The organism is Allorhizobium sp. GW101-3B10 (assembly GCF_059424725.1).
This window is the reverse complement of record NZ_JBWKZR010000001.1, coordinates 898626-917776: the sequence shown is the minus strand read 5'-3', so window position 1 is coordinate 917776 and position 19151 is coordinate 898626. Positions and strand designations below refer to the sequence as shown.

Annotated in this window: 18 protein-coding genes; 10 read left to right on the top strand and 8 right to left on the bottom strand. The window is 66.1% G+C overall.

What is annotated here, in order from left to right; genetic code table 11:
- Positions 1-51 precede the first annotated feature (51 nt).
- The 6 genes from AC07Y0_RS04325 (at position 52) to AC07Y0_RS04300 (ending at position 7686) form a co-directional block, all read left to right on the top strand.
- Entirely contained in the window at positions 52-1065 is a 1014-nt protein-coding gene (locus tag AC07Y0_RS04325) for an AAA family ATPase (RefSeq protein ID WP_498674869.1), read from the top strand.
- Between the two features lie 23 nt (positions 1066-1088).
- Entirely contained in the window at positions 1089-2009 is a 921-nt protein-coding gene (locus tag AC07Y0_RS04320; protein WP_498674867.1) for a DUF58 domain-containing protein, read from the top strand.
- Entirely contained in the window at positions 2006-4813 is a 2808-nt protein-coding gene (locus AC07Y0_RS04315; protein WP_498674865.1) for a DUF4159 domain-containing protein, read from the top strand. Before AC07Y0_RS04320 ends, AC07Y0_RS04315 begins: the two co-directional genes overlap by 4 nt.
- Position 4814: 1 nt before the next feature.
- Positions 4815-6884 carry a hypothetical protein gene (locus tag AC07Y0_RS04310; RefSeq protein WP_498674864.1) on the top strand — a complete coding sequence of 690 codons (2070 nt, stop codon included), beginning with the start codon at positions 4815-4817 and terminating at the stop codon, positions 6882-6884.
- A 147-nt stretch (positions 6885-7031) separates the two neighbouring features.
- On the top strand, positions 7032-7355 hold the full coding sequence (locus tag AC07Y0_RS04305; protein WP_498674860.1) for a type II toxin-antitoxin system RelE/ParE family toxin: 324 nt from the start codon (positions 7032-7034) through the stop codon (positions 7353-7355).
- Between the two features lie 13 nt (positions 7356-7368).
- A complete protein-coding gene (locus tag AC07Y0_RS04300) occupies positions 7369-7686 on the top strand; it encodes a helix-turn-helix domain-containing transcriptional regulator (RefSeq protein ID WP_498674857.1) in 318 nt (105 codons plus the stop codon).
- Here the strand turns inward: AC07Y0_RS04300 and AC07Y0_RS04295 are convergent.
- Entirely contained in the window at positions 7683-8246 is a 564-nt protein-coding gene (locus tag AC07Y0_RS04295) for an alpha/beta hydrolase (protein ID WP_498674855.1), read from the bottom strand. The two genes, AC07Y0_RS04300 and AC07Y0_RS04295, sit on opposite strands and share 4 nt — an antisense overlap.
- 135 nt (positions 8247-8381) lie before the next feature.
- Here AC07Y0_RS04295 and AC07Y0_RS04290 point away from each other — a divergent pair, with 135 nt between their 5' ends.
- Positions 8382-8801: a GNAT family N-acetyltransferase gene (locus AC07Y0_RS04290; protein WP_498674853.1), complete on the top strand. Its 420-nt coding sequence runs from the start codon at positions 8382-8384 to the stop codon at positions 8799-8801.
- On the opposite strand, the gene AC07Y0_RS04285 is transcribed toward AC07Y0_RS04290, so the two are convergent.
- Positions 8785-9747 carry a LysR family transcriptional regulator gene (locus AC07Y0_RS04285; protein WP_498674851.1) on the bottom strand — a complete coding sequence of 321 codons (963 nt, stop codon included), beginning with the start codon at positions 9745-9747 and terminating at the stop codon, positions 8785-8787. The two genes, AC07Y0_RS04290 and AC07Y0_RS04285, sit on opposite strands and share 17 nt — an antisense overlap.
- A 97-nt stretch (positions 9748-9844) precedes the next feature.
- On the opposite strand from AC07Y0_RS04285, the gene AC07Y0_RS04280 reads away from it, so the two are divergent.
- The gene (locus AC07Y0_RS04280; RefSeq protein ID WP_498674849.1) at positions 9845-10819 is read left to right on the top strand and encodes an MBL fold metallo-hydrolase; all 975 of its coding nucleotides are present in this window, start codon (positions 9845-9847) and stop codon (positions 10817-10819) included.
- Here AC07Y0_RS04280 and AC07Y0_RS04275 read toward each other — a convergent pair.
- A complete protein-coding gene (locus AC07Y0_RS04275) occupies positions 10797-11372 on the bottom strand; it encodes a GNAT family N-acetyltransferase (RefSeq protein WP_498674847.1) in 576 nt (191 codons plus the stop codon). The genes AC07Y0_RS04280 and AC07Y0_RS04275 overlap by 23 nt on opposite strands.
- Positions 11373-11629: 257 nt before the next feature.
- Between AC07Y0_RS04275 and AC07Y0_RS04270 the strand changes: the two genes are divergently transcribed.
- On the top strand, positions 11630-12643 hold the full coding sequence (locus AC07Y0_RS04270) for a glutathione S-transferase family protein (protein ID WP_498674845.1): 1014 nt from the start codon (positions 11630-11632) through the stop codon (positions 12641-12643).
- Here AC07Y0_RS04270 and AC07Y0_RS04265 read toward each other — a convergent pair.
- On the bottom strand, positions 12621-13112 hold the full coding sequence (locus AC07Y0_RS04265; protein ID WP_498674844.1) for an NUDIX domain-containing protein: 492 nt from the start codon (positions 13110-13112) through the stop codon (positions 12621-12623). The genes AC07Y0_RS04270 and AC07Y0_RS04265 overlap by 23 nt on opposite strands.
- 41 nt (positions 13113-13153) lie before the next feature.
- Here AC07Y0_RS04265 and AC07Y0_RS04260 point away from each other — a divergent pair, with 41 nt between their 5' ends.
- Positions 13154-14062, top strand: coding sequence for a metallophosphoesterase family protein (locus AC07Y0_RS04260; protein ID WP_498674842.1), 909 nt, complete (start codon positions 13154-13156; stop codon positions 14060-14062).
- Between the two features lie 6 nt (positions 14063-14068).
- On the opposite strand, the gene AC07Y0_RS04255 is transcribed toward AC07Y0_RS04260, so the two are convergent.
- From AC07Y0_RS04255 to AC07Y0_RS04240, 4 genes are all read right to left on the bottom strand, one after another.
- Positions 14069-14752, bottom strand: coding sequence for a CerR family C-terminal domain-containing protein (locus AC07Y0_RS04255; protein WP_498674840.1), 684 nt, complete (start codon positions 14750-14752; stop codon positions 14069-14071).
- 303 nt (positions 14753-15055) lie between these two features.
- Positions 15056-15829, bottom strand: a complete 774-nt coding sequence (locus AC07Y0_RS04250) for an alpha/beta fold hydrolase (protein WP_498674839.1) — start codon at positions 15827-15829, stop codon at positions 15056-15058.
- Between the two features lie 3 nt (positions 15830-15832).
- Positions 15833-17560, bottom strand: a complete 1728-nt coding sequence (gene leuA / locus AC07Y0_RS04245) for a 2-isopropylmalate synthase (protein WP_498674837.1) — start codon at positions 17558-17560, stop codon at positions 15833-15835.
- 399 nt (positions 17561-17959) lie between these two features.
- On the bottom strand, positions 17960-19141 hold the full coding sequence (locus tag AC07Y0_RS04240) for a benzoate/H(+) symporter BenE family transporter (protein ID WP_498674835.1): 1182 nt from the start codon (positions 19139-19141) through the stop codon (positions 17960-17962).
- Between the last annotated feature and the right edge of the window lie 10 nt (positions 19142-19151).

Below are 19151 nucleotides of genomic sequence, written 5' to 3'. Positions count from 1 at the left end.
GGGAAGACCGCCCCGATTCGGCCGCGACGGCAAAACCAGATGGAGAAGACCATGGGCCTGATGCCAACCCCGGATGCCGCCCTCGACGAAAAGGCCATCATCGCGGCCGCCGAAAAGGCCCTGGCCGACATCGCCGCCGTGCGCCTGGCCGTCTCGAAGGTCATTTTCGGTCAGGAAAAGGTGGTCGAGAACACCCTGCTCGCCATCCTCTCGGGCGGCCATGCGCTGCTCGTCGGCGTGCCGGGTCTTGCCAAGACCAAGCTCGTCACCACGCTCGGCACCGTGCTCGGCCTCGACGCCAACCGCATCCAGTTCACCCCCGACCTGATGCCCTCCGACATTCTCGGCACCGAGGTCATGGACCAGGACGAGAACGGCCGGCGCTCCTTCCGCTTCATCAAGGGTCCGGTCTTCGCCCAGTTGCTGATGGCCGATGAGATCAACCGCGCAAGCCCGCGCACCCAGTCGGCGCTGCTGCAGTCGATGCAGGAATATCAGGTGACCATCGCCGGCCGGCCCTATGACCTGCCCGCTCCTTTTCACGTTCTCGCCACCCAGAACCCGCTGGAGCAGGAAGGCACCTATCCGCTGCCCGAAGCCCAGCTCGACCGCTTCCTGCTGCAGGTCGACGTAGGCTATCCGGAACTGGCCGCCGAACGGCAGATCCTGCTCGAAACCACCGGCGTCAGCGACCAGAAGGCGGCCGGCGTCCTGACCGCCCCCCGCCTGATCGAGATCCAGAAACTGATCCGCCAGATGCCGGTTTCCGACAGCGTCGTCGACGGCATTCTGTCCCTCGTCCGCTCCGCCCGCCCCGGCCACGGCAATGCCGAGACCGACAAGGCGGTCGCCTGGGGCCCCGGCCCGCGCGCCGGCCAGGCGCTGATGCTCTGCGCCCGCGCCCGCGCGCTCTATGAAGGCCGTCTTGCCCCTTCGCTCGACGACGTCCATGCACTGGCCGAACCCGTTCTCGAACACCGCATGGCGCTCACCTTCGCCGCCCGCGCCGAAGGCATGTCGGTGCGCGACGTGATCGCCGGTCTGGTGAAGCAGGCGCGCGGCTAGAAACCGGGAAGGATCGCGGACACGTGGCAGCCATCGGCCAGATCGTCGAGCAGACCCCCGCCGGGGACGCGCTGACCCGCGCCCGCCAGCGCGCCAGCCTCGTGCCCGATTGCATGGTGGAGGCCCGCCGTATCGCCAATACGGTGATCGCCGGCTGGCATGGACGGCGCAAGCGCGGCATCGGCGAGAATTTCTGGCAGTTCCGCCCCTATGCGGAAGGCGAAAGCTTCGCCCGCATCGACTGGCGCCGCTCCGCCCGCGACGACCACACCTATATCCGCGACCGCGAATGGGAGGCCGCCCACACCGTCTGGCTCTGGGCCGATCTTTCGCCGTCGATGATGTACAAGTCGACGCTCGCCCCCGTCTCCAAGGAAAGCCGTGCCCTCGTGCTGATGCTGGCGCTTGCCGAAATCCTCGCCCGCTCCGGCGAACGCATCGGCTGCCCGGGCGTCATGGAGCCGGCCTCGGCCCGCAACGCCGCCGAACGGCTGGCGACCGCGATCATCCACACGCCGCTGTCGGGGGGGCTTCCGGACACGGCGATGATCCGCGGCGCGAGCGACATCGTTTTGATCGGCGACTTCCTCGACGACGCCGACGCGATCATGGAGAAAATCGCGCCGCTCGCCCGCCGCGGCCTGCGCGGCCACGTGGTCGAGATCGCCGATCCGGCCGAGGAAAGCTTCCCCTATACCGGCCGTACCGAATTCACCGATCCGGAAACCGGCCAGAAGCTCGTCTCCGGCCGCGCCGAGGGTCTGCGCGACGACTATCGCCGCGCCTATCTCGCCCGGCGCGAAAACCTCGGCGAGCAGCTGCGCCGACTCGGCTGGAGCTTCGTCCACCATTCGACCGACCGTCTCGCCTCCGAGGCGCTGGTCGCGGTCCACATATATCTCTCCGGCACGCCGCCGCTCGTCAGCCGGAGCGCCGCGCCATGAACGCCCTGCCGCTCGCCTTCGCCACTCCCGCCGTGCTGATTGCGCTCGCCGCCCTGCCGTTGATCTGGTGGCTGCTGAAGCTCACCCCGCCGCGCCCGAAGACCGAAGTCTTCCCGCCCCTGCGCATCCTCGCCGGTGTGCTCAAACGCGACGAGACGCCGTCGAAGAGCCCGTGGTGGCTGACGCTGCTGCGCATGATGCTCGCGGCCCTGGTGATCTTCGCGCTGGCCGACCCGGTGCTCAATCCGCGCAACGCCTCACTTTCCACCGACGGCCCGCTGGTGCTTCTCGTCGACAATGGCTGGGCGACCGTCGCCGACTGGGACCGACGCGTCGCCACCGCCGAAGCCCTGATCGGCGATGCAAGCGACCGCGACCTGCCGGTGTCGATCGTCTTTGCCGCCGATGCCAGCCACGACGCCGTGCCGACCGGCGCCGCAGCCGCCCTGGAAAAACTGCGCGCCGCAAGCCCGAAGCCGCTGCGGCCTGACCGCGCCCACGCGCTCAACGCCCTTCGCGCAGCACTTGACGGCACGAGGCCCGGCACGCTGGCCGTCCTCTCCGACGGCATCGCCGCCGACGACAAGGAAGACCTGATGGCCGACCTGGCCGCCCTTTCGCCGGCACAGCTCCGCCTGATCGAGGGCGACAACGCCGCCGCGACCGCCATCACCGGCGCATCCAACGGCGCCGATGCCCTCACCGTCACCCTGTCGCGCCTCGACGGCAGCGCCGCGCGGAGCCTGATCGTCGACGCGCAGGACCGCCAGGGCCGCGTCATCGCCTCGGGCAATGTCGACTTCGCCCCCGGCGCAACCGTGGCCAGCGGCCAGATCACCGCCCCGTTCGAACTGCGCAACGACTTTGCCCGCCTGTCGATCGCCGGCCTTGCCACGGCCGGCGCGACGCACCTGCTCGATGACGGTTTCCGCCGCCGCCGCGTGGCGCTGATTTCCGGCGATGTCGGCGACGATTTCCAGCCACTGCTTTCGCCGCTCTACTATATCGAGCGGGCGCTCGCGCCCTATGCCGACCTGATCAAGCCCGGCGTCGCCGATCTCGCCGTCTCCGTGCCGGAGATCCTGGCGCAAAAGCCCTCCGCGATCGTGCTGGCCGACATCGGCCGCCTGCCGGAAGCGGTCTACGAGCCGCTGCAGGCCTGGATCGCTCAGGGCGGCACGCTGATCCGCTTTGCCGGCCCCCGCCTCGCCGCCGCCCCGGTCGGCGATCCGCTGGTGCCCGTCATCCTGCGCCAGGGCGAACGCGAACTCGGCGGTGCGCTGTCTTGGGCGGAGCCGCAGCCGCTCGCGGACTTCCCGAAATTCGGCCCCTTTGCCGGCATGCCGAGGCCGGACGGCGTGTTGATCAAGCGCCAGGTGCTGGCGGAGCCGACGCCGGATCTGGCCGAACGCACCTGGGCGAGTCTTGCCGACGGCACGCCGCTCGTCACCGTCAGAGAAAGCGGCGCCGGCCGCACCGTGCTCTTCCATGTCAGCGCCGAGGCCACCTGGTCCGACCTGCCGATCTCCGGCGAATTCGTCGAAATGCTGCGCCGGGTGGTGCAGCTGTCGCGCGCCGGCACGGCCGCGGCCAATGCCGATCCGGCAGCCAGGGCCACGCTTGCGCCCTTCCGCCTGCTCACCGAACGCGGCGCGCTGACCGCAGACACAGCCAACGCCCGCCCGCTCGATCTCGGCGAGGCGCGGCCGACGTCGGCGACCTTCGACAACCCGCCCGGCCTCTACGGCACCGAGGACGGCTTTGCCGCGTTGAACCTCCTGCCCGCCGGCGCCGAGCTGAAGCCGCTGAAAGTCGATGCCGCGCTTGCCGTGGCCCGCGAACCGTTGGCCGGCACCGCCGCCCTGCCGCTGAAGCCGATCCTGCTGACGCTGGCCTTCGCACTTCTCGTCATCGACAGCCTCGTCGTTCTGTTCATGGGCGGCGCCTTTTCCCGCCTGCCGCGCCGCACCGCCACCGCGTCCGTCGTGGCGCTCGCTTGCCTCGCGCTCTTCGCGCCAGGCGACCGCGCATCGGCCGACGACGCCAAGCCCGGCGACGCGGTGATCCTCGAACGCCTCGACAACACCCATCTGGCCTATGTCGTCACCGGCGAGGCCGAGGTCGACCAGTTGTCGGAAGACGGCCTGCGCGGCCTCACCGATTTCCTCACCTACCGCACGACGCTGGAGCCGGCCCCGCCCGTCGGCCTCGACATCAGCAGCGACGAGCTGTCCTTCTACCCGATCATCTTCTGGCCGATTTCGGCGACCGCCCCCATGCCGTCTGCCGCTGCGATCAGCCGGATCGACGCCTATATGCGCGCCGGCGGCACCGTGCTGTTCGACACGCGCGACCAGTTCTCCGCGCTGGGCGACGAAAGCGGACCGAGTGCCAATGGCGAGCGGCTGCAGGCGATCCTCGCCAATATCGACATCCCGCCGCTGGAGCCGGTGCCCTCCGACCACGTGCTGACGCGGTCCTTCTATCTGCTGACCAATTTTCCCGGCCGCTACACCGGCAGCCCGCTCTGGGTCGAGGCGCGCCAGGAGGCCAGGACCTCCAACAGCGGCGTCGCCTCCACCGGCGACGGCGTCTCGCCGATCCTGATCACCGGCAACGACCTGCTCGGCGCCTGGGCGATCGATGCCAATGGTGCCTCGGTCCTGCCGACCGTGCCGCCGGACGAGATGCAGCGCGAAATGTCCTTCCGCTCCGGCGTCAACATCATGATGTACATGCTGACCGGCAACTACAAGGCCGACCAGGTCCATGTGCCGGCCCTCCTCGAACGGCTGGGGCAGTGACATGACACTCCAGTTCGCTCCCTTCATTCCCTGGTTCATCCTTCTGGCCCTCGCCGTGCTGGCCCTTATCCTCGCCACGGCGGGTTTCGCCCGCGGCGTGCGCGGCACCGGCATCCGCCTGCTCGCCTCGGCGGCCGTGCTGGCAGCACTCGCCAATCCGCTTCTGATGCAGGAGGACCGCGAGGCGCTCTCCACCGTCGTTCCGGTCATCGTCGACCGCAGCCAGAGCCAGGAAACGCCGGAACGCATCGCCATGACCGATGCGGCGCTCGAGGGCCTGAAGGATCGGCTGTCGCGCTTTGCCCGCATCGAGCCGCGCATCGTCGAGGTGCGCGACCCCGCCACCTCCGACGCGCCCTCGACCCGGCTGTTCGAGGCGCTGGCCTCGGCCATCTCCGATGTGCCGCCGGCGCGCATCGGCGCCGCCGTCTTCATCACCGACGGACAGGTCCACGACGCGCCCGCCGCCGGCCAGGCGCTTGGCTTCGATGCCCCCGTCCACGGCCTCGTCACCGGCAAGGCCGACGAGTTCGACCGCCGCATAGAGGTGCTGCGCGCGCCGCGCTTCGGCATCGTCGACGAGGACCAGGAACTGAGCTTACGCGTCTTCGACGACGGCCGCCGCACCGATACGCCGGCCACCGTCACCGTGCGCATGAACGGCGAGGAGATCGCCACGCTGAATGCCACGCCCGGTGTCGAGACGCCCTTCGGCTTCAAGGTGCCGCGCGGCGGCAATAATGTGCTGGAATTCACCGTCGCCGCCACGCCCGGCGAGGTCACCGAGGTCAACAACAAGGCGATCCACCTGATCGAGGGCATCCGCGAGAACCTGCGCGTGCTGCTCGTCTCCGGCGAGCCCCATGCTGGCGAGCGCGCCTGGCGCAACCTGTTGAAATCCGACGCCGCCGTCGACCTGGTGCATTTCACCATCCTGCGCCCGCCGGAAAAGCAGGACGGCACGCCGATCAACGAATTGTCGCTGATCGCCTTCCCGACGCGCGAACTCTTCGTCGAGAAGATCAACGATTTCGACCTGATCATCTTCGACCGCTACCAGCACCGTGGCGTGCTGCCGATCCTCTATTACGACTACATCGCCGAATACGTGAAGAAGGGCGGTGCCCTGCTGATCGCCGCCGGCCCGGAACATGCGGGCGAGGATTCGATCGCCATTACCCCGCTCGCCTCCGTGCTTCCCGCCGCCCCGACCGGCAACATGCACGAGGCGGCTTTTTATCCGCGCCTCTCCGACCAGGGCAAGCGCCACCCCGTCACCCGCGGGCTCGACGGCTCGGCCCTCGAGCCGCCGCAATGGGGCCGCTGGTTCCGCAGCGTCGACGTCGACCCGCCGCGCGGCGAAACGGTCATGACCGCCGCCGACGGCCGCCCGCTTCTGGTGCTCGACCGCGCCGAGGAAGGCCGCGTCGCCATGCTGCTCTCCGACCAGGGCTGGCTCTGGGCCCGCGGCTTCGAGGGCGGCGGCCCGCATGTCTCGCTCTATCGCCGCATCGCCCATTGGCTGATGAAGGAGCCGGAACTCGAGGAAGAGGCCTTGAAGGCCCGCGCTAGCGGCCGCACGCTGGAAGTGACCCGCCAGACGATCGCCGGCGATCCGGGCGCCGCCACCATCCGCACGCCGTCGGGCAAGACCGAGACGCTGGCGCTGACCGAGATCGCGCCCGGCCTCTATCGCGGCGAAAAGCGCATGGACGAAACCGGCCTCTTCACCATCGCCAACGGCGAATTCTCCACCCTCGTCCATGTCGGCGCGGTCGACGCGCCCGAATTCAAGGCCATGGTCTCCACCCTCGACACGCTGAAGCCGATCGCCACCGAGACCCGCGGCAGGATCGCCCGCCTCGACGACGGCAAGGGCGGCCTTCGCCTCCCCGACATCCTTCCCGTCCGCGGCGACGTCCGCATCGCCGACGACCGCCGCCTGCTGGTGCGCCTCACCGACGAAACGGTGCTGAAAGGCGTCAATACCCTGCCGCTGTTTGCCGGCTTCGCGGGATTGGCGGTGCTGCTCTTGGCGATGTCGACGACGTGGTGGCGTGAGGGGCGGTAGAGCGGGCGCTTGCGACCGACTTGCCGGATCAACATGGATCAGACTTGAGGCTCGGCAGACCAGCGCCAGAAGCTGGGCTCGGGCCCCAAGGAGGGGGTATTCGGATATTGCTTGCGTTGAATTCGTTTTTAAACGAAGATATATTATATGCTGACCATACGCCACTACCTGACGCGCGATGGCGAGGACCTGATTGTCGAATGGCTGCGGACACTCCGTGACCTGCAGGGCAAGGCAGCGATTATCCGGCGACTGAACCGGCTGGAGTTGGGCAACTTCGGTGATTTCAAACCGATACGCGAGGGCGTATTTGAACTGCGCATAGATGTGGGCCCGGGCTACAGGGTCTATTGCGCGAGGTCAGGCAAGGCTGTGATTCTGCTCTTATGCGGGGGAAGCAAGCGAACGCAGGACGCCGATATCGACCGAGCCTGCACCTACTGGCGCGACTGGAACAGCCGCACCGACTGAAGGAGTGATGTTGATGAAAGACCGCAGCCATGACGATGCGATGGCGGATCTCTTCCGAGATGATCCGCAGATGGCGGCTGCCACGCTCGACGCGATCCTGGCAGACGGCGATCAGGGTGAGTTGCTGGTGACGCTTCGCCAGATGACCAAGGCCTTCGGCGGCCTGCCCGCCGTCGCGAAGTCGGCCGAACTGAACCCGACGCAACTCTACCGGACCCTCTCGGAAACAGGGAATCCGGAACTACGCAACCTGAGCGCCCTGCTTCGCAGCATGGGCATGCGCTTGTCCGTGCAACCGCTCGACAAGGTCACCTCGCACACTGCGTCCTAGGCAGAAAACTGGCTGAGCCACGAGCGGGTCAGAATCGCATCTGCACGGTTCGGCGCCCATCCATGCCCCGCTTCAAGCGCATGATGTGTCACTATCGAGCCGGCATCTGAAAGCTGCATGGCCAGCCGGGGCGCAGCGCATGGCTTCCGTCGGTCATCGTTCTTGCCAGACAGGATGAGAACGGGCATCGCAGCCATCGTGGGGAACACAAAATCACCCGCAAGTGGCTCCGGGCGTAGCAATACAGCACCGGCGAACCGTTCAGGTGCGATCGACAGCAGGGCCGAGATAAATATGGCCCCGCTGGAATAGCCAAGCGCCACCAAGCTTCCGCCCATTGCTCCCAGGTCACCCGTCGGGGACAGCGTTTCTCTGGCAAGCGCAACGACCGCACTTGTATCAATACTGCGGTCAGGACGGCGCGTGGTGAATGTGAATCCTTCTCCGGAGGCTATCGGCCCCCTCGGCGCCAGATGCGGCCAGTTTGGCGCAACCTCATGAGCGAATGCAGACAAGGCAGTCTCATCCTGGGCTGAACCATGAAAGGTAACAAGTCTCAAGGTCGCCACTCCATCGACACGGGCTCGAACCCAGCTAGCAGAGTTGACTCAGGCCGACAATGTTCGACAATCTGCCGTTGATTGCGCTGCCAGCCCCCCATCGACATCCGCCCCAATTCCCCCTAACCTCTCCCCATGAACCTCCCCCTCCCCCTTTCCGAAACCGTCCCCGACGACGCCCGTGAAACCATCCTCGCCGGGATCAAGGCGCACAACAATGCCCTGCTCGGGCCGACCGACCGGCGCGACCTGTTCATTCCGCTGACCGATGCAGAGGAACAGGTCGAGGGCGGCCTGGTCGGTTATACCGGGCGCGGCTGGCTCTATGTGGAAATGCTGTTCGTGCCGGAGCACCGGCGCGGCCAGGGGCTGGCCGGTGCGCTGCTGCAAAGGGCGGAGGACGAGGCGAAGGTCCGCGGCTGCAAGGGTGCCTATATCGACACGATCAATCCCGACGCCCGCCGCGCCTATGAGCGGCAGGGCTATTCGGTCTTCGGCACGCTCGACAATTTCACCGGCGACTTCGCGATCACCTGGCTCATGAAGCGATTTTAAGGCCCGTTGTCGGCGTCACGGTCAAAGTCTCGCTCATCACCTCGCGGATCTGCTGGCGCAGCCAGCGCCCGGCAAGGTCATTGTCGGAATGGGTCGGCCAGACCATGGCGACCGGCCGGAACCTCAAGCTCAGCGGCACCGGACTCGTGACAAGTCCCAGCAGCGGCCCGTAGCGCTGGGCGATCCGCGCCGAGACCGTGGCGATCACCGGGCTGATGCGCGCCGTGACCAGAACCGACATGAAATCGGGCGCCGCCGTGACGATGTTCAGCTCCACGCCGGCAAATTCCAGCGCTTCCTTGATGCAGCCGTGCAGGCTTTCCGTTTGCGAGATGACGGCATGGTCGGCCGCCAGATAGGCGTCGAACGGCACGGGATTATCCAGCGCCAGCAGTTGAGGATTGTAGCAGCAGGCCACCTCGGCATCGAACAGCATCTCGCAGATCCGCCGGTTCGCCTGGGCATAGGTGCAGCCAACGGCAAGATCGATGGCACCACCGTCGAGCATCGCATCCACCTCGTCCGGCTGGCAACCGCGCGCCAAGATCTTGATACCCGGCGCCAACCGGCGCAGCCGCGCCGTCAGGTCCGGCAAAAGCAGCAGCTCGACCTCTGCCGACATGCCGATCCGCACCACGCGCTGCTCGGTCGCCGGATCGAACATATCGGCCGCCGTCAATGCCGTCTGTGCCTGCTTCAGCGCCTGGCGGATCGGCCCGGACAGGCTGCGCGCCCGCGCCGTCGGCTGCATGGTCTGGCCGTTGCGCAGGAACAGCTCGTCCTGGAACAGGACTCGCAAGGTGGAGAGCGCATGGCTCATCGCCGGCTGTTGGATCTTCAGCCGCCGCGCCGCCCTGGTCACGCTGCCCTCCGCCATCAGGGCGTCGAAGGCGACCAGCAGGTTGAGGTCGAAGGAACGAAGATTGAAATGATCGATAGTGTCCATGAGCCGTATCGATTTGATTGCTGACCCAGTCATAGATACCTGTTTGCAAGGTTCTTGCAAGGCCACCTCGTCACATCGAACAATCGGGAGTGCCACCATGCACACACGTCGATCCATTCTCAAAACCGCCGGCACTGCGGTGCTGGCCGCCGGCGCCGCGACCAGCCTGCCCCTGTCGGCCTATGCCAAGGCACCGTTTGCGGCGCGCCAGGCGCCGGCCTTCTATCGCCTCAACCTCGGCACGGTCGAAGTGACGGCCCTGTCCGACGGCACCATTTCCCTGCCGCTGGCCAAGCTTTACAAAAACACCACCGAGAAGGAGGCCACAGCCGCCCTTGCCGCCGCCTTCCAGGGCAGCCCCACCGAGACCTCCGTCAATGCTTTCCTGGTCAACACAGGCGAGAAGCTTGTGCTGATCGACGCCGGCACCGGCAACTATTTTGGGCCTTCGCTTGGCCATCTCGTTACCAATATCGAGGCCTCAGGCTATCGCGCCGCCGACATCGATGACGTCATCCTCACCCATGTCCACACCGACCATTCCGGCGGTCTGGCCATCGAAGGCAAGCGCGTGTTTGAAAATGCCACCCTGCATGTCAACAAGCGCGAGGCAGCCTTCTGGCAGGATCCGGCCGAACGGCAGAAGACGGCGGAGGCGATCAAGACGCAGTTCGCCGAAGCCCACGCCGCACTGACACCCTATATCGACGCGGGCCGTTTCGAGACCTTCGCCGACGACGGCGATGTTCTGCCTGGCTTCGGGTCGATCCTCAGGGCCGGCCATACGGCGGGCCACAGCGCCATCGTGGTGGAAAGCAAGGGCAGCAAGATCGTCTTCTGGGGCGACATCACCCATGGCGACGTCCTGCAGTTCGACCAGCCGGATGTGGCCATCGAATTCGATCACGACAAGGACGCGGCGATCGCCGCACGGGCCAAGGCCTTCGACGAGGCGGTGGCCGAGGGCTATCTGGTCGCCGGCGCCCATATCGCCTTTCCCGGCATCGGGCATGTGAGGCGCGACGACAGCAATTTCGACTGGGTGCCGGTCAACTACGACTCGACACTCTGAAACGACAAGCCGGGCGGCCCTGCGTGGCCGCCTCGCACTCCCAATCGTCATCCGCCGGCCGCCAGGCGATCAGACCCGTCAGCCGCTCGTGCACGTCGGCGCCGAGCGGCACGACCAGCACTCGCGCCGGATCGACCGGGCCCGGAAAATCCAGCGCCTTCCAAGCCACCTTCTCGAAGCCGAGCGGCATGTAATACGGCGGATCGCCGATCAGGATGACGGCTTCGGAGCCGGCGCGGCGCGCCGCCTCGATGGCGATGCGCACCAGTTCCCGGCCGATCCCCCGGTTCTTGTGCGAGGGACGGACGGCCAGCGGCCCGAGCAGATGGCCCTTGACCGTCCCGGCAATCACCGGCGTCATCCGCACCGAGGCGATCGTCTCGCCGTCGTCGGCGCAGATGAAGGACAGGTGCCGGTCATGCGGCCCCTGCTCGCGGATGCGGGCAGCCGCGCGGGTATGCCGGCCGGGGCCAAAGGCTTCTTCGTTGATGTGTTCGATGACCGCGTCGTGCGACGCATCCTCGGTGAGGTAGACAAGACCGTGATTTTTCATGGATGAACGAACCAGCAAGACAGACAGAGATATGGGTTCTCGTTAACGCCCAAGGGGCGTTCGGGAAGCATCAGCGTCGTCGCAGGGTCCGTGGTGCGGTCATGGAAAAGGGTCATCCGTTTTGCGAAATCCCGGATAGCAGCAAATTTTCCGGCCGTCCAATGGAAAAACGCAGTGTTCACCCCTTGGCATCTCCCAATATGCGCGGCGAGGCGTATCTATGGGCCAGGACATGAACAACTGACAGGAGAGCGCCGATGGGCATGCTCATTGACGGCGTCTGGCACGACGTCTGGTATGACACGAAATCCACTGCCGGCCGCTTCGAGCGCTCCAAGGCGCAGTTCCGCAACTGGGTGACCGCCGACGGCTCGGCTGGCCCGACCGGCAGCGCCGGATTCAAGGCCGAGGCCGGGCGTTACCACCTCTATGTGTCGCTCGCCTGTCCCTGGGCCCACCGCACCCTGATCTCCCGCAAGCTGAAGGGCCTGGAAGGCCTGATCTCGCTGTCGATCGTCGATCCTCTGATGCTGGAAAACGGCTGGGAATTCCACGACCGCGACGGCGCGACCGTCGACCATCTGTTCGGCTCGGATTTTCTCTACCAGGTCTACCTGAAGGCCGATCCGGCCTATTCCGGCCGCGTCACCGTGCCGGTGCTGTGGGACAAGCAGACCGGAACGATCGTCTCCAACGAGTCGGCCGACATCATCCGCATGTTCAACACGGCCTTCAACGGCCTGACGGGTTCGCAGACCGACTACTACCCTGACGACCTCCGCCAAGACATCGACGCGCTCAACGACCGGATCTATGACGCGATCAACAACGGCGTCTACAAGGCCGGCTTCGCCACGACTCAAGCCGCCTATGAAAGTGCGGTCATGCCGCTCTTTGCCATGCTGGACGAACTGGAGGAGCGTCTCGCGACCAATCGATACCTGTTCGGCGCGCGCCTGACCGAAGCCGACTGGCGGCTGTTCACCACGCTGGTGCGCTTCGATCCGGTCTATGTCGGCCACTTCAAGTGCAATATCCGGCGCATCGTCGACTATCCGAACCTTTCGGCCTATGTCCGCGACCTCTACCAGACGCCGGGCGTCGCCGAGACGGTCGACATGCGCCACATCAAGCACCACTACTACCGCAGCCACAAGACGATCAATCCGACCGGCATCGTACCCGTCGGCCCCGCCCTCGACCTCGACCGCCCGCATGGGCGTGACGCGCTGGCGGAGACGCCGGAACTCACCAGATATCGGCGGGGCTGACCTCGCCGCTCAACTCCGCCAGCCGCCGGAGCGTGGCGGAGGTCACGTCCTTCGGCAGGTCGCGCGGATCGAAGAAACCGGCCTCGACGATCTCGCGGTCGGCAAGCCGCGGCGCCGTCTGGACCACTTCGGTGCGATAGAGCAGCACATGGTCGCGCGGGCTGATGCGGCGGTTGAAATAGACATGGAAGAGCTGCGGCGGGGCGGTGAGCTGAAGATTGCCCTCCTCGCGCAGTTCCTTCTCCAGCGCCTCGAAGGCCGTCTCGTGCCGCTCGACGCCGCCGCCCGGCATGTACCAGCCGGGAACATAGGAATGGCGCACGAGGAAGATCTCGCCTTGCGGGTTGAAGCAGGCGGCCCGCACGCCGAGCGTCATGCCGCGCGACATGGCAAAATAGCCGTGCAACACCTTCAGCAACAGGCGCCGCCGCAGCCCCGTCCCCTCATCCAGGCCCTTTTGCTGGTTCATTCTTCTTGCTCCCGTCGCACCGCGTCTTTAAGAGTGGCGCCATGTTCAAGCTCGCGCATATATCCGATGTTCATCTGGGCCCGCTCCCGAACCTGACCATCCGCGAATTGGCCTCCAAGCGCATCACCGGCTATGTGAACTGGCACCGCAACCGGCGCAAGCATCTTTTCACCAATGCGCTCGATCTGGTGATGGAGGACCTGCGCCAGCACGAGCCTGACCACCTGGCCATCACCGGCGACATGGTCAACCTCGCCTCCGGCATCGAGATTCGCCTTGTCGCCGAGTGGCTGCGCCAGGCCGGCGCGCCGCTCGATACCTCGGTCGTACCCGGCAATCACGACGCCTATGTGCCCGGCGCTCACGACAAGGCGGTGCAAGCCTGGTACGACTACATGCGCGGCGACGACGACCCGCTGATCTGGCGGGACGGCTACAAGCTGTTTCCCTATATCCGCCGGCGCGGACCCGTGGCCCTGATCGGCTGTTCCACCTCGATCGCCACGCCCCCCTTCTCCGCCACCGGCTATTTCAGCGCCCGCCAGGCGCGCGAGACGGCCGAACTCTTGAGGGCTGCCGGCGAGGAAGGCCTGTTCCGCGTGGTGATGATCCATCATCCGCCGATCCGGGGTGCGGCCGCCTCCCACAAGCGCATGATCGGCATCCGTCGTTTCGCCGCGGCGATCTCGCTGGGCGGCGCCGAACTCGTGCTGCACGGGCATACCCATCTCAACACGCTCTACTGGCTTGACGCCCACGGCAAGCGCGTGCCTGTCGTCGGCATCGCCTCGGCCTCGCAAGGCCCCGGCGCGCCGAAACCGCCCGCCGGATACAATCTCTTCTCGATCAGCGGCGAGCCGGGCGCGTGGAATCTCAAATGGGACCGCCACAGCCTGTTCGACGCCGCCGTCAAACTCCGCCACGACCATCACCAGATCCTTTTCGGCTAGAATGCTTCAATCTGGCCGGGAGACGCTCTCGGCTCTGTTGCGCTCGCGGTGGCGAGCGACGATCGCCCGCAGGTTGTCGGAAAGGACCGCTATGGCCGCCTGCGCCTCGTCGAGCCCGAAGCCGGACCATCCCATGCGCTTGACCACGACCGGCTTGCAGATCCGGAAGAACACGGCCTGGCCGATGAGCGAAAACACGGTAAGCGACAGCGCGTCGGCATCGCCGGGACGGCCGACGGCAATGGCGAACAACTGGCAGAAACGCTCATGCAGCGGCTGCGCCATCTTCTCGTAGAGCAGGCCGTCGACCTCGCCCGGCACGACCAGTTCCCGGGTCATGAAGGTGGAGATCCGGTCGGCGTCCGGCCGCGTCGAGCCGATCAGGATCAGCGTGCCGATCATGCCGTCGAGAAGATCAAGCGCCTCGTCCGGCGTCAGCATTGGCGGCAACGGCTGCGTCAGCGGAGCGCCGAGCGATTCGAGAACGACCCCGATCACATATTCGATGCATGCCGTCCTCAGGCCCGGCTTTCCGCCGAAATGATAGGCGATGCTGCCGATATTGGCCGCGGCATGGTCGGCGATCTGCCGCGTTGATACGGCTTCGTATCCGCGATTGCCGAACAACTCGAGCGCCGCCGAGATCAGCGATGCCCGCGTGCCGGCCGCCCCCGATACCTGTCTGGCCATGCACTCCTCCCAGCGAACAATCAGTCGATTGACTAATCGGGAGCGGCAGCAAATTCAACTGCGTTCCCGCGGCCCAATATGCCGCGCGGATCGAGCCGGCAGGAAGCCGGCGCGGCGCGGGCGCATCGACAGCTTGCCGCTCGCCCGGGCGAACACGATTGACGAGTGCGGCAAACAGAGGATCGGGCCATGCAGGGCCAGCAGCACCCTGCCCCAGGATCTGCAATGCTGACGCCCCCTTGCCGGTCCGTCAGACGGGTCATGCCTTGCCGTCACGGCCAAAGGCGTCCATCCGCCGATGGGTCAGGCCGTCATCTCGCGAATCACGGCGGCCACCGCCTCCGGGCATTCGTCGATCAGCATGTGGCCGGCATTGGCGATCCTGGTCAACGCTATGTTGGCGGGCAGCCGGTCTGCCTGCCACGACGGCAGGATGCAGTCCTCCCCGCCCCAGACCACCCGGATCGGCATGGTGAGCGCCGCCAGCGCATCGAGCGGCAGTTCGCCCTGCAGCCGTTCGCCGCTCGGCGCCACGAAGGTGATCGCCTCGAAGATATGCTGAAAGGCCGCCTGCGCGCCCGGCTGGTGCCGGACCGCCAGCATGTCGTCGACCAGATCGTCATCGATCGTCGCATTGAAGCCGGACATGCCTTCCAGCGCCCATATCAGGTCGAGATGGGTTTCGGCCTGGGCATAGTGGGACAGCAGGCGGTGGTTGATCGAGGGGCCGAAGCCGCCGGGCGCCAGGAGCGTCGCGCTCAAGACCCGCTTCTGCTCGCGAAGCGCCAGGAGCGCCGCCGTGGCGCCGCCGAGCGAATGCCCGGCGACATGAAAGGCGGTGACGCCGCGCAGGTCGAGATCGTTGCGGATCGCCTTGGCCATCTTGCCGGCCCCGCCGATCCCGTCGGCTTCGAGCGAGCCGGCATGACCGGGCATGTCATAGGCGATCACCGGCAGGGCGGGGCCGAGCCCCGCCATGACCTTTTTCCAGACGAAAGCCCCGCAGCCGAAACCGTGCAGAAGCACGAGCGGCGGTGCGCTCCTCACATCTCCGATCACTACCGCGTGGAGCGCCATGGTTCAGCCCTTCGTCGCGCGTTCGTCGAGAACCCGGTTTGCCGCCGAGACGATCGCCTCGAGCGAAGCCGCGACGATATTGGTGTTGATACCGACGCCGAACAGCTTGCCGCCCGGATGCACCACTTCGACATAGGCGATCGCCGAGGCGTTGGAGCCGTGCTGCAGCGAATGCTCGGAATAGTCGGCAACCGTCAGCTCGATACCCAGATAGCTCGACAGCGCATTGATGAAGCCGTCGATCGGGCCGGTGCCCTGCCCTTCGATCCGCTTCGTCTCGCCGCCGTCGGTGATCTCGGCGGCGACGATGCGGCGGCCCTTCTGGGCCGGATCGGCATAGGTGTGGTGATCGACATATTTCAGGCGTCCGCCGGGCTGCTCGACATAGCGCTCGATGAAACGCTCATAGATGCGCTTCGAAGGCAGTTCGACACCTTCCTCGTCGGTGATGCGCTGGATGTCCTCGCGGAACTCCACCTGCAGGGCGCGCGGCAGGTTGATGCCGTAGTCCTCCTGCAGGATGTAGGCGATGCCGCCCTTGCCGGATTGCGAGTTGATGCGGATGATCGCCTCGTAGGTCCGGCCGACGTCCTGCGGGTCGATCGGCAGGTAAGGCACTTCCCACAAGGGAGAATTGGCCGTGCGCCGCGCCTTCATGCCCTTGTTGATCGCATCCTGGTGCGAGCCGGAAAACGCGGTATAGACCAGCTCGCCGACGTAAGGGTGGCGCTCCGGAATGGTCATCTGGTTCGAATATTCATAGACCGCCTTGATCCGCTCGATGTCGGAACAATCCAGTTTCGGATCAACGCCTTGCGTGAACATATTCAAGGCCAGCGTGACGATGTCGACATTGCCGGTGCGCTCGCCATTGCCGAACAGCGTGCCCTCGACGCGGTCGGCGCCGGCCATCAGGCCGAGCTCGGTCGCCGCGATCCCGGTACCGCGGTCGTTGTGCGGATGCAGCGAGATGATGACATTCTCGCGATTGTCGATGTTGCGGCACATCCACTCGATCTGGTCGGCATAGATGTTCGGCGTCGCCATCTCGACGGTCGACGGCAGGTTCAGGATCAGCTTGTTGTCCGGCGTCGGCTTGATGATGTCGATGACGGCATTGGAAATCTCCAGCGCCACCTCCAGTTCGGTGCCGGTGAAGCTCTCCGGCGAATATTCGAAGCGAAAGCCGCCATTCGCACCCGTGGCGGCCTTCGCCGCCATGTCGGTGATCATCTTCGCCGCATCGACGGCGATCTGCTTGATGCCGGCGACATCCTTGCCGAACACGACGCGGCGCTGCAACTCGCTGGTCGAATTGTAGAAATGGATGATCGGACGCTTCGCGCCTTCCAGCGCCTCGAAGGTCCGCGTGATCAGCTCCGGCCGGCACTGCACCAGCACCTGCAGCGATACGTCGTCAGGCACATTGCCTTCCTCGACGCACCAGCGGGCAAAGTCGAAATCGGTCTGCGAGGCGGACGGAAAGCCGATCTCGATTTCCTTGAAGCCCATGTCCAGCAGCAGCTGGAACATGCGGGCCTTGCGGTCGTGGCCCATCGGATTGACCAGCGACTGGTTGCCGTCGCGCAAGTCCACCGAGCACCAGATCGGCGCCTTGGTGATGGTCTTCGACGGCCAGGTGCGGTCCTTGATGTCGATCTGCGGATAGGCGTGGTACTTGATCACCGCCTCGGGCATTCCCACAACGCCGGCTCCGGATTTCATCGTCATGTCGTTCATCTCTTCCTCTTCCGCATATGCCCGGCTCTTAGCGCATCAAGCGCGATTTCGCGACGGCAAATGCTGGCCTCAAGTCGGCCAAATGGTCTCAGTGTAGGGGATTTGCTTCGAGGAGCTGAGCCATGCGGCTATCCGGCCGCCGGGCGCTCCTCAAAGGACCCGGCAACCGCGGATAAGGCTAAGAAGAAGCGAGTTTGGCGCCGACGCGACGAAGCCGGCCGCGGGACGGGCAGCTTTCAGGGTCGCAAACAGGGTCGAGCCGATATGGGTCATGATGGACAAGAGATAACGCGCGACGACACATCGCGCAAGCCCGTTATTCGGCGCCAGTGAGGGACTTCAATTTTTCCTCGAGCCATCGGGCGCAAGAACACCATCCTCGCCTCACGTTCACCGCCGGGCGGCGGCGATCTTCAGGAAACCAAGCATCAATCCCCCGGCCACCAGCCCCCAGAAGGCACCGGAAATGCCGCCGAAGGAGACGCCGGACGCGGTGATGAGGAAGGTGACGGCCGCCGCCTCGCGGGTTTCCGGCTCCTTGAAGGCGGCAACGGCCGAGCCGGAAAACGCGCCGATCAGCGCGAGGCCTGCCACCGCCTGGATCAGGATCGGCGGCGCAAGCGAGACGAAGGCGGTGACCGCGCCGGCCAGAAGACCGAACACGATATAGCCGACGCCGCCGATGATCGCCGCCCAGTAGCGCCTCTTCGGATCGGGATGGGCGTCCTCGCCGGCGCACATCGCCGCGGTGATCGCCGCCAGGTTGACCGCATGGCCGCCGAAGGGGCCGGAAAGCAGCGAAAACAGCCCGGTCACGGCAAACAGCGGCCCGGGATTGGGATTGTAGTGGTTGACCTTCAGCACGGCGATGCCGGGAATGTTCTGCGACGCCATGGTGACGATGAACAGCGGCAGCGCGATCGAGATCAGCGCCGGCAAGGTGAAGACCGGGGCGACGAGTTCAATCGGCGGCGCCAGCGACTGCGCCCAGGTCGCCATCGCGCCCTCCGGCAAGTCCACGCCGAACACCATCACGATGACGAAGGCGAGCAATGCCGCCGGCACGGCATAGAGCCGCTTGAAGGCCAGCACCGCCGCCCAGGCGACGAGGATCGGCAGGCCGAGCATCGGATCGAAGGCGATCGCCTTGAACGGGGCGAAGCACAGGCCGAGGATGACGCCCGACAGCATGGCATTGGCGAGCGGCGCCGGGATCGCCGCGACTGCCCGGCCGAGCGGCCGGAACAGTCCCGCGATGACGATCAGCAGACCGCAGACCAGGAAGGCGCCGACGGCGGCGGCAAAACCGCCCTCGACCGTGCCGGCGGTCGCCAGCAGCGCCGCCCCCGGCGTCGACCAGGCGATCGACACCGGCAGCTTCGTCCAGGCGCTCAAGACGATCGCGCAGAGCCCCATCGACACCGACAGTGCCATCAGCCCGGAGGCCGCCTCATAGTCTGTCGCGCCGACGCCCTTCAGCCCCTGCAGCACCACGGCGAACGAGCTGGCAAATCCGACGAAAGCCGTCAGGCAGCCCATGAAAAAGCTTTGGAACGAAAGGTCTTTGAACATCGGGAGCCCG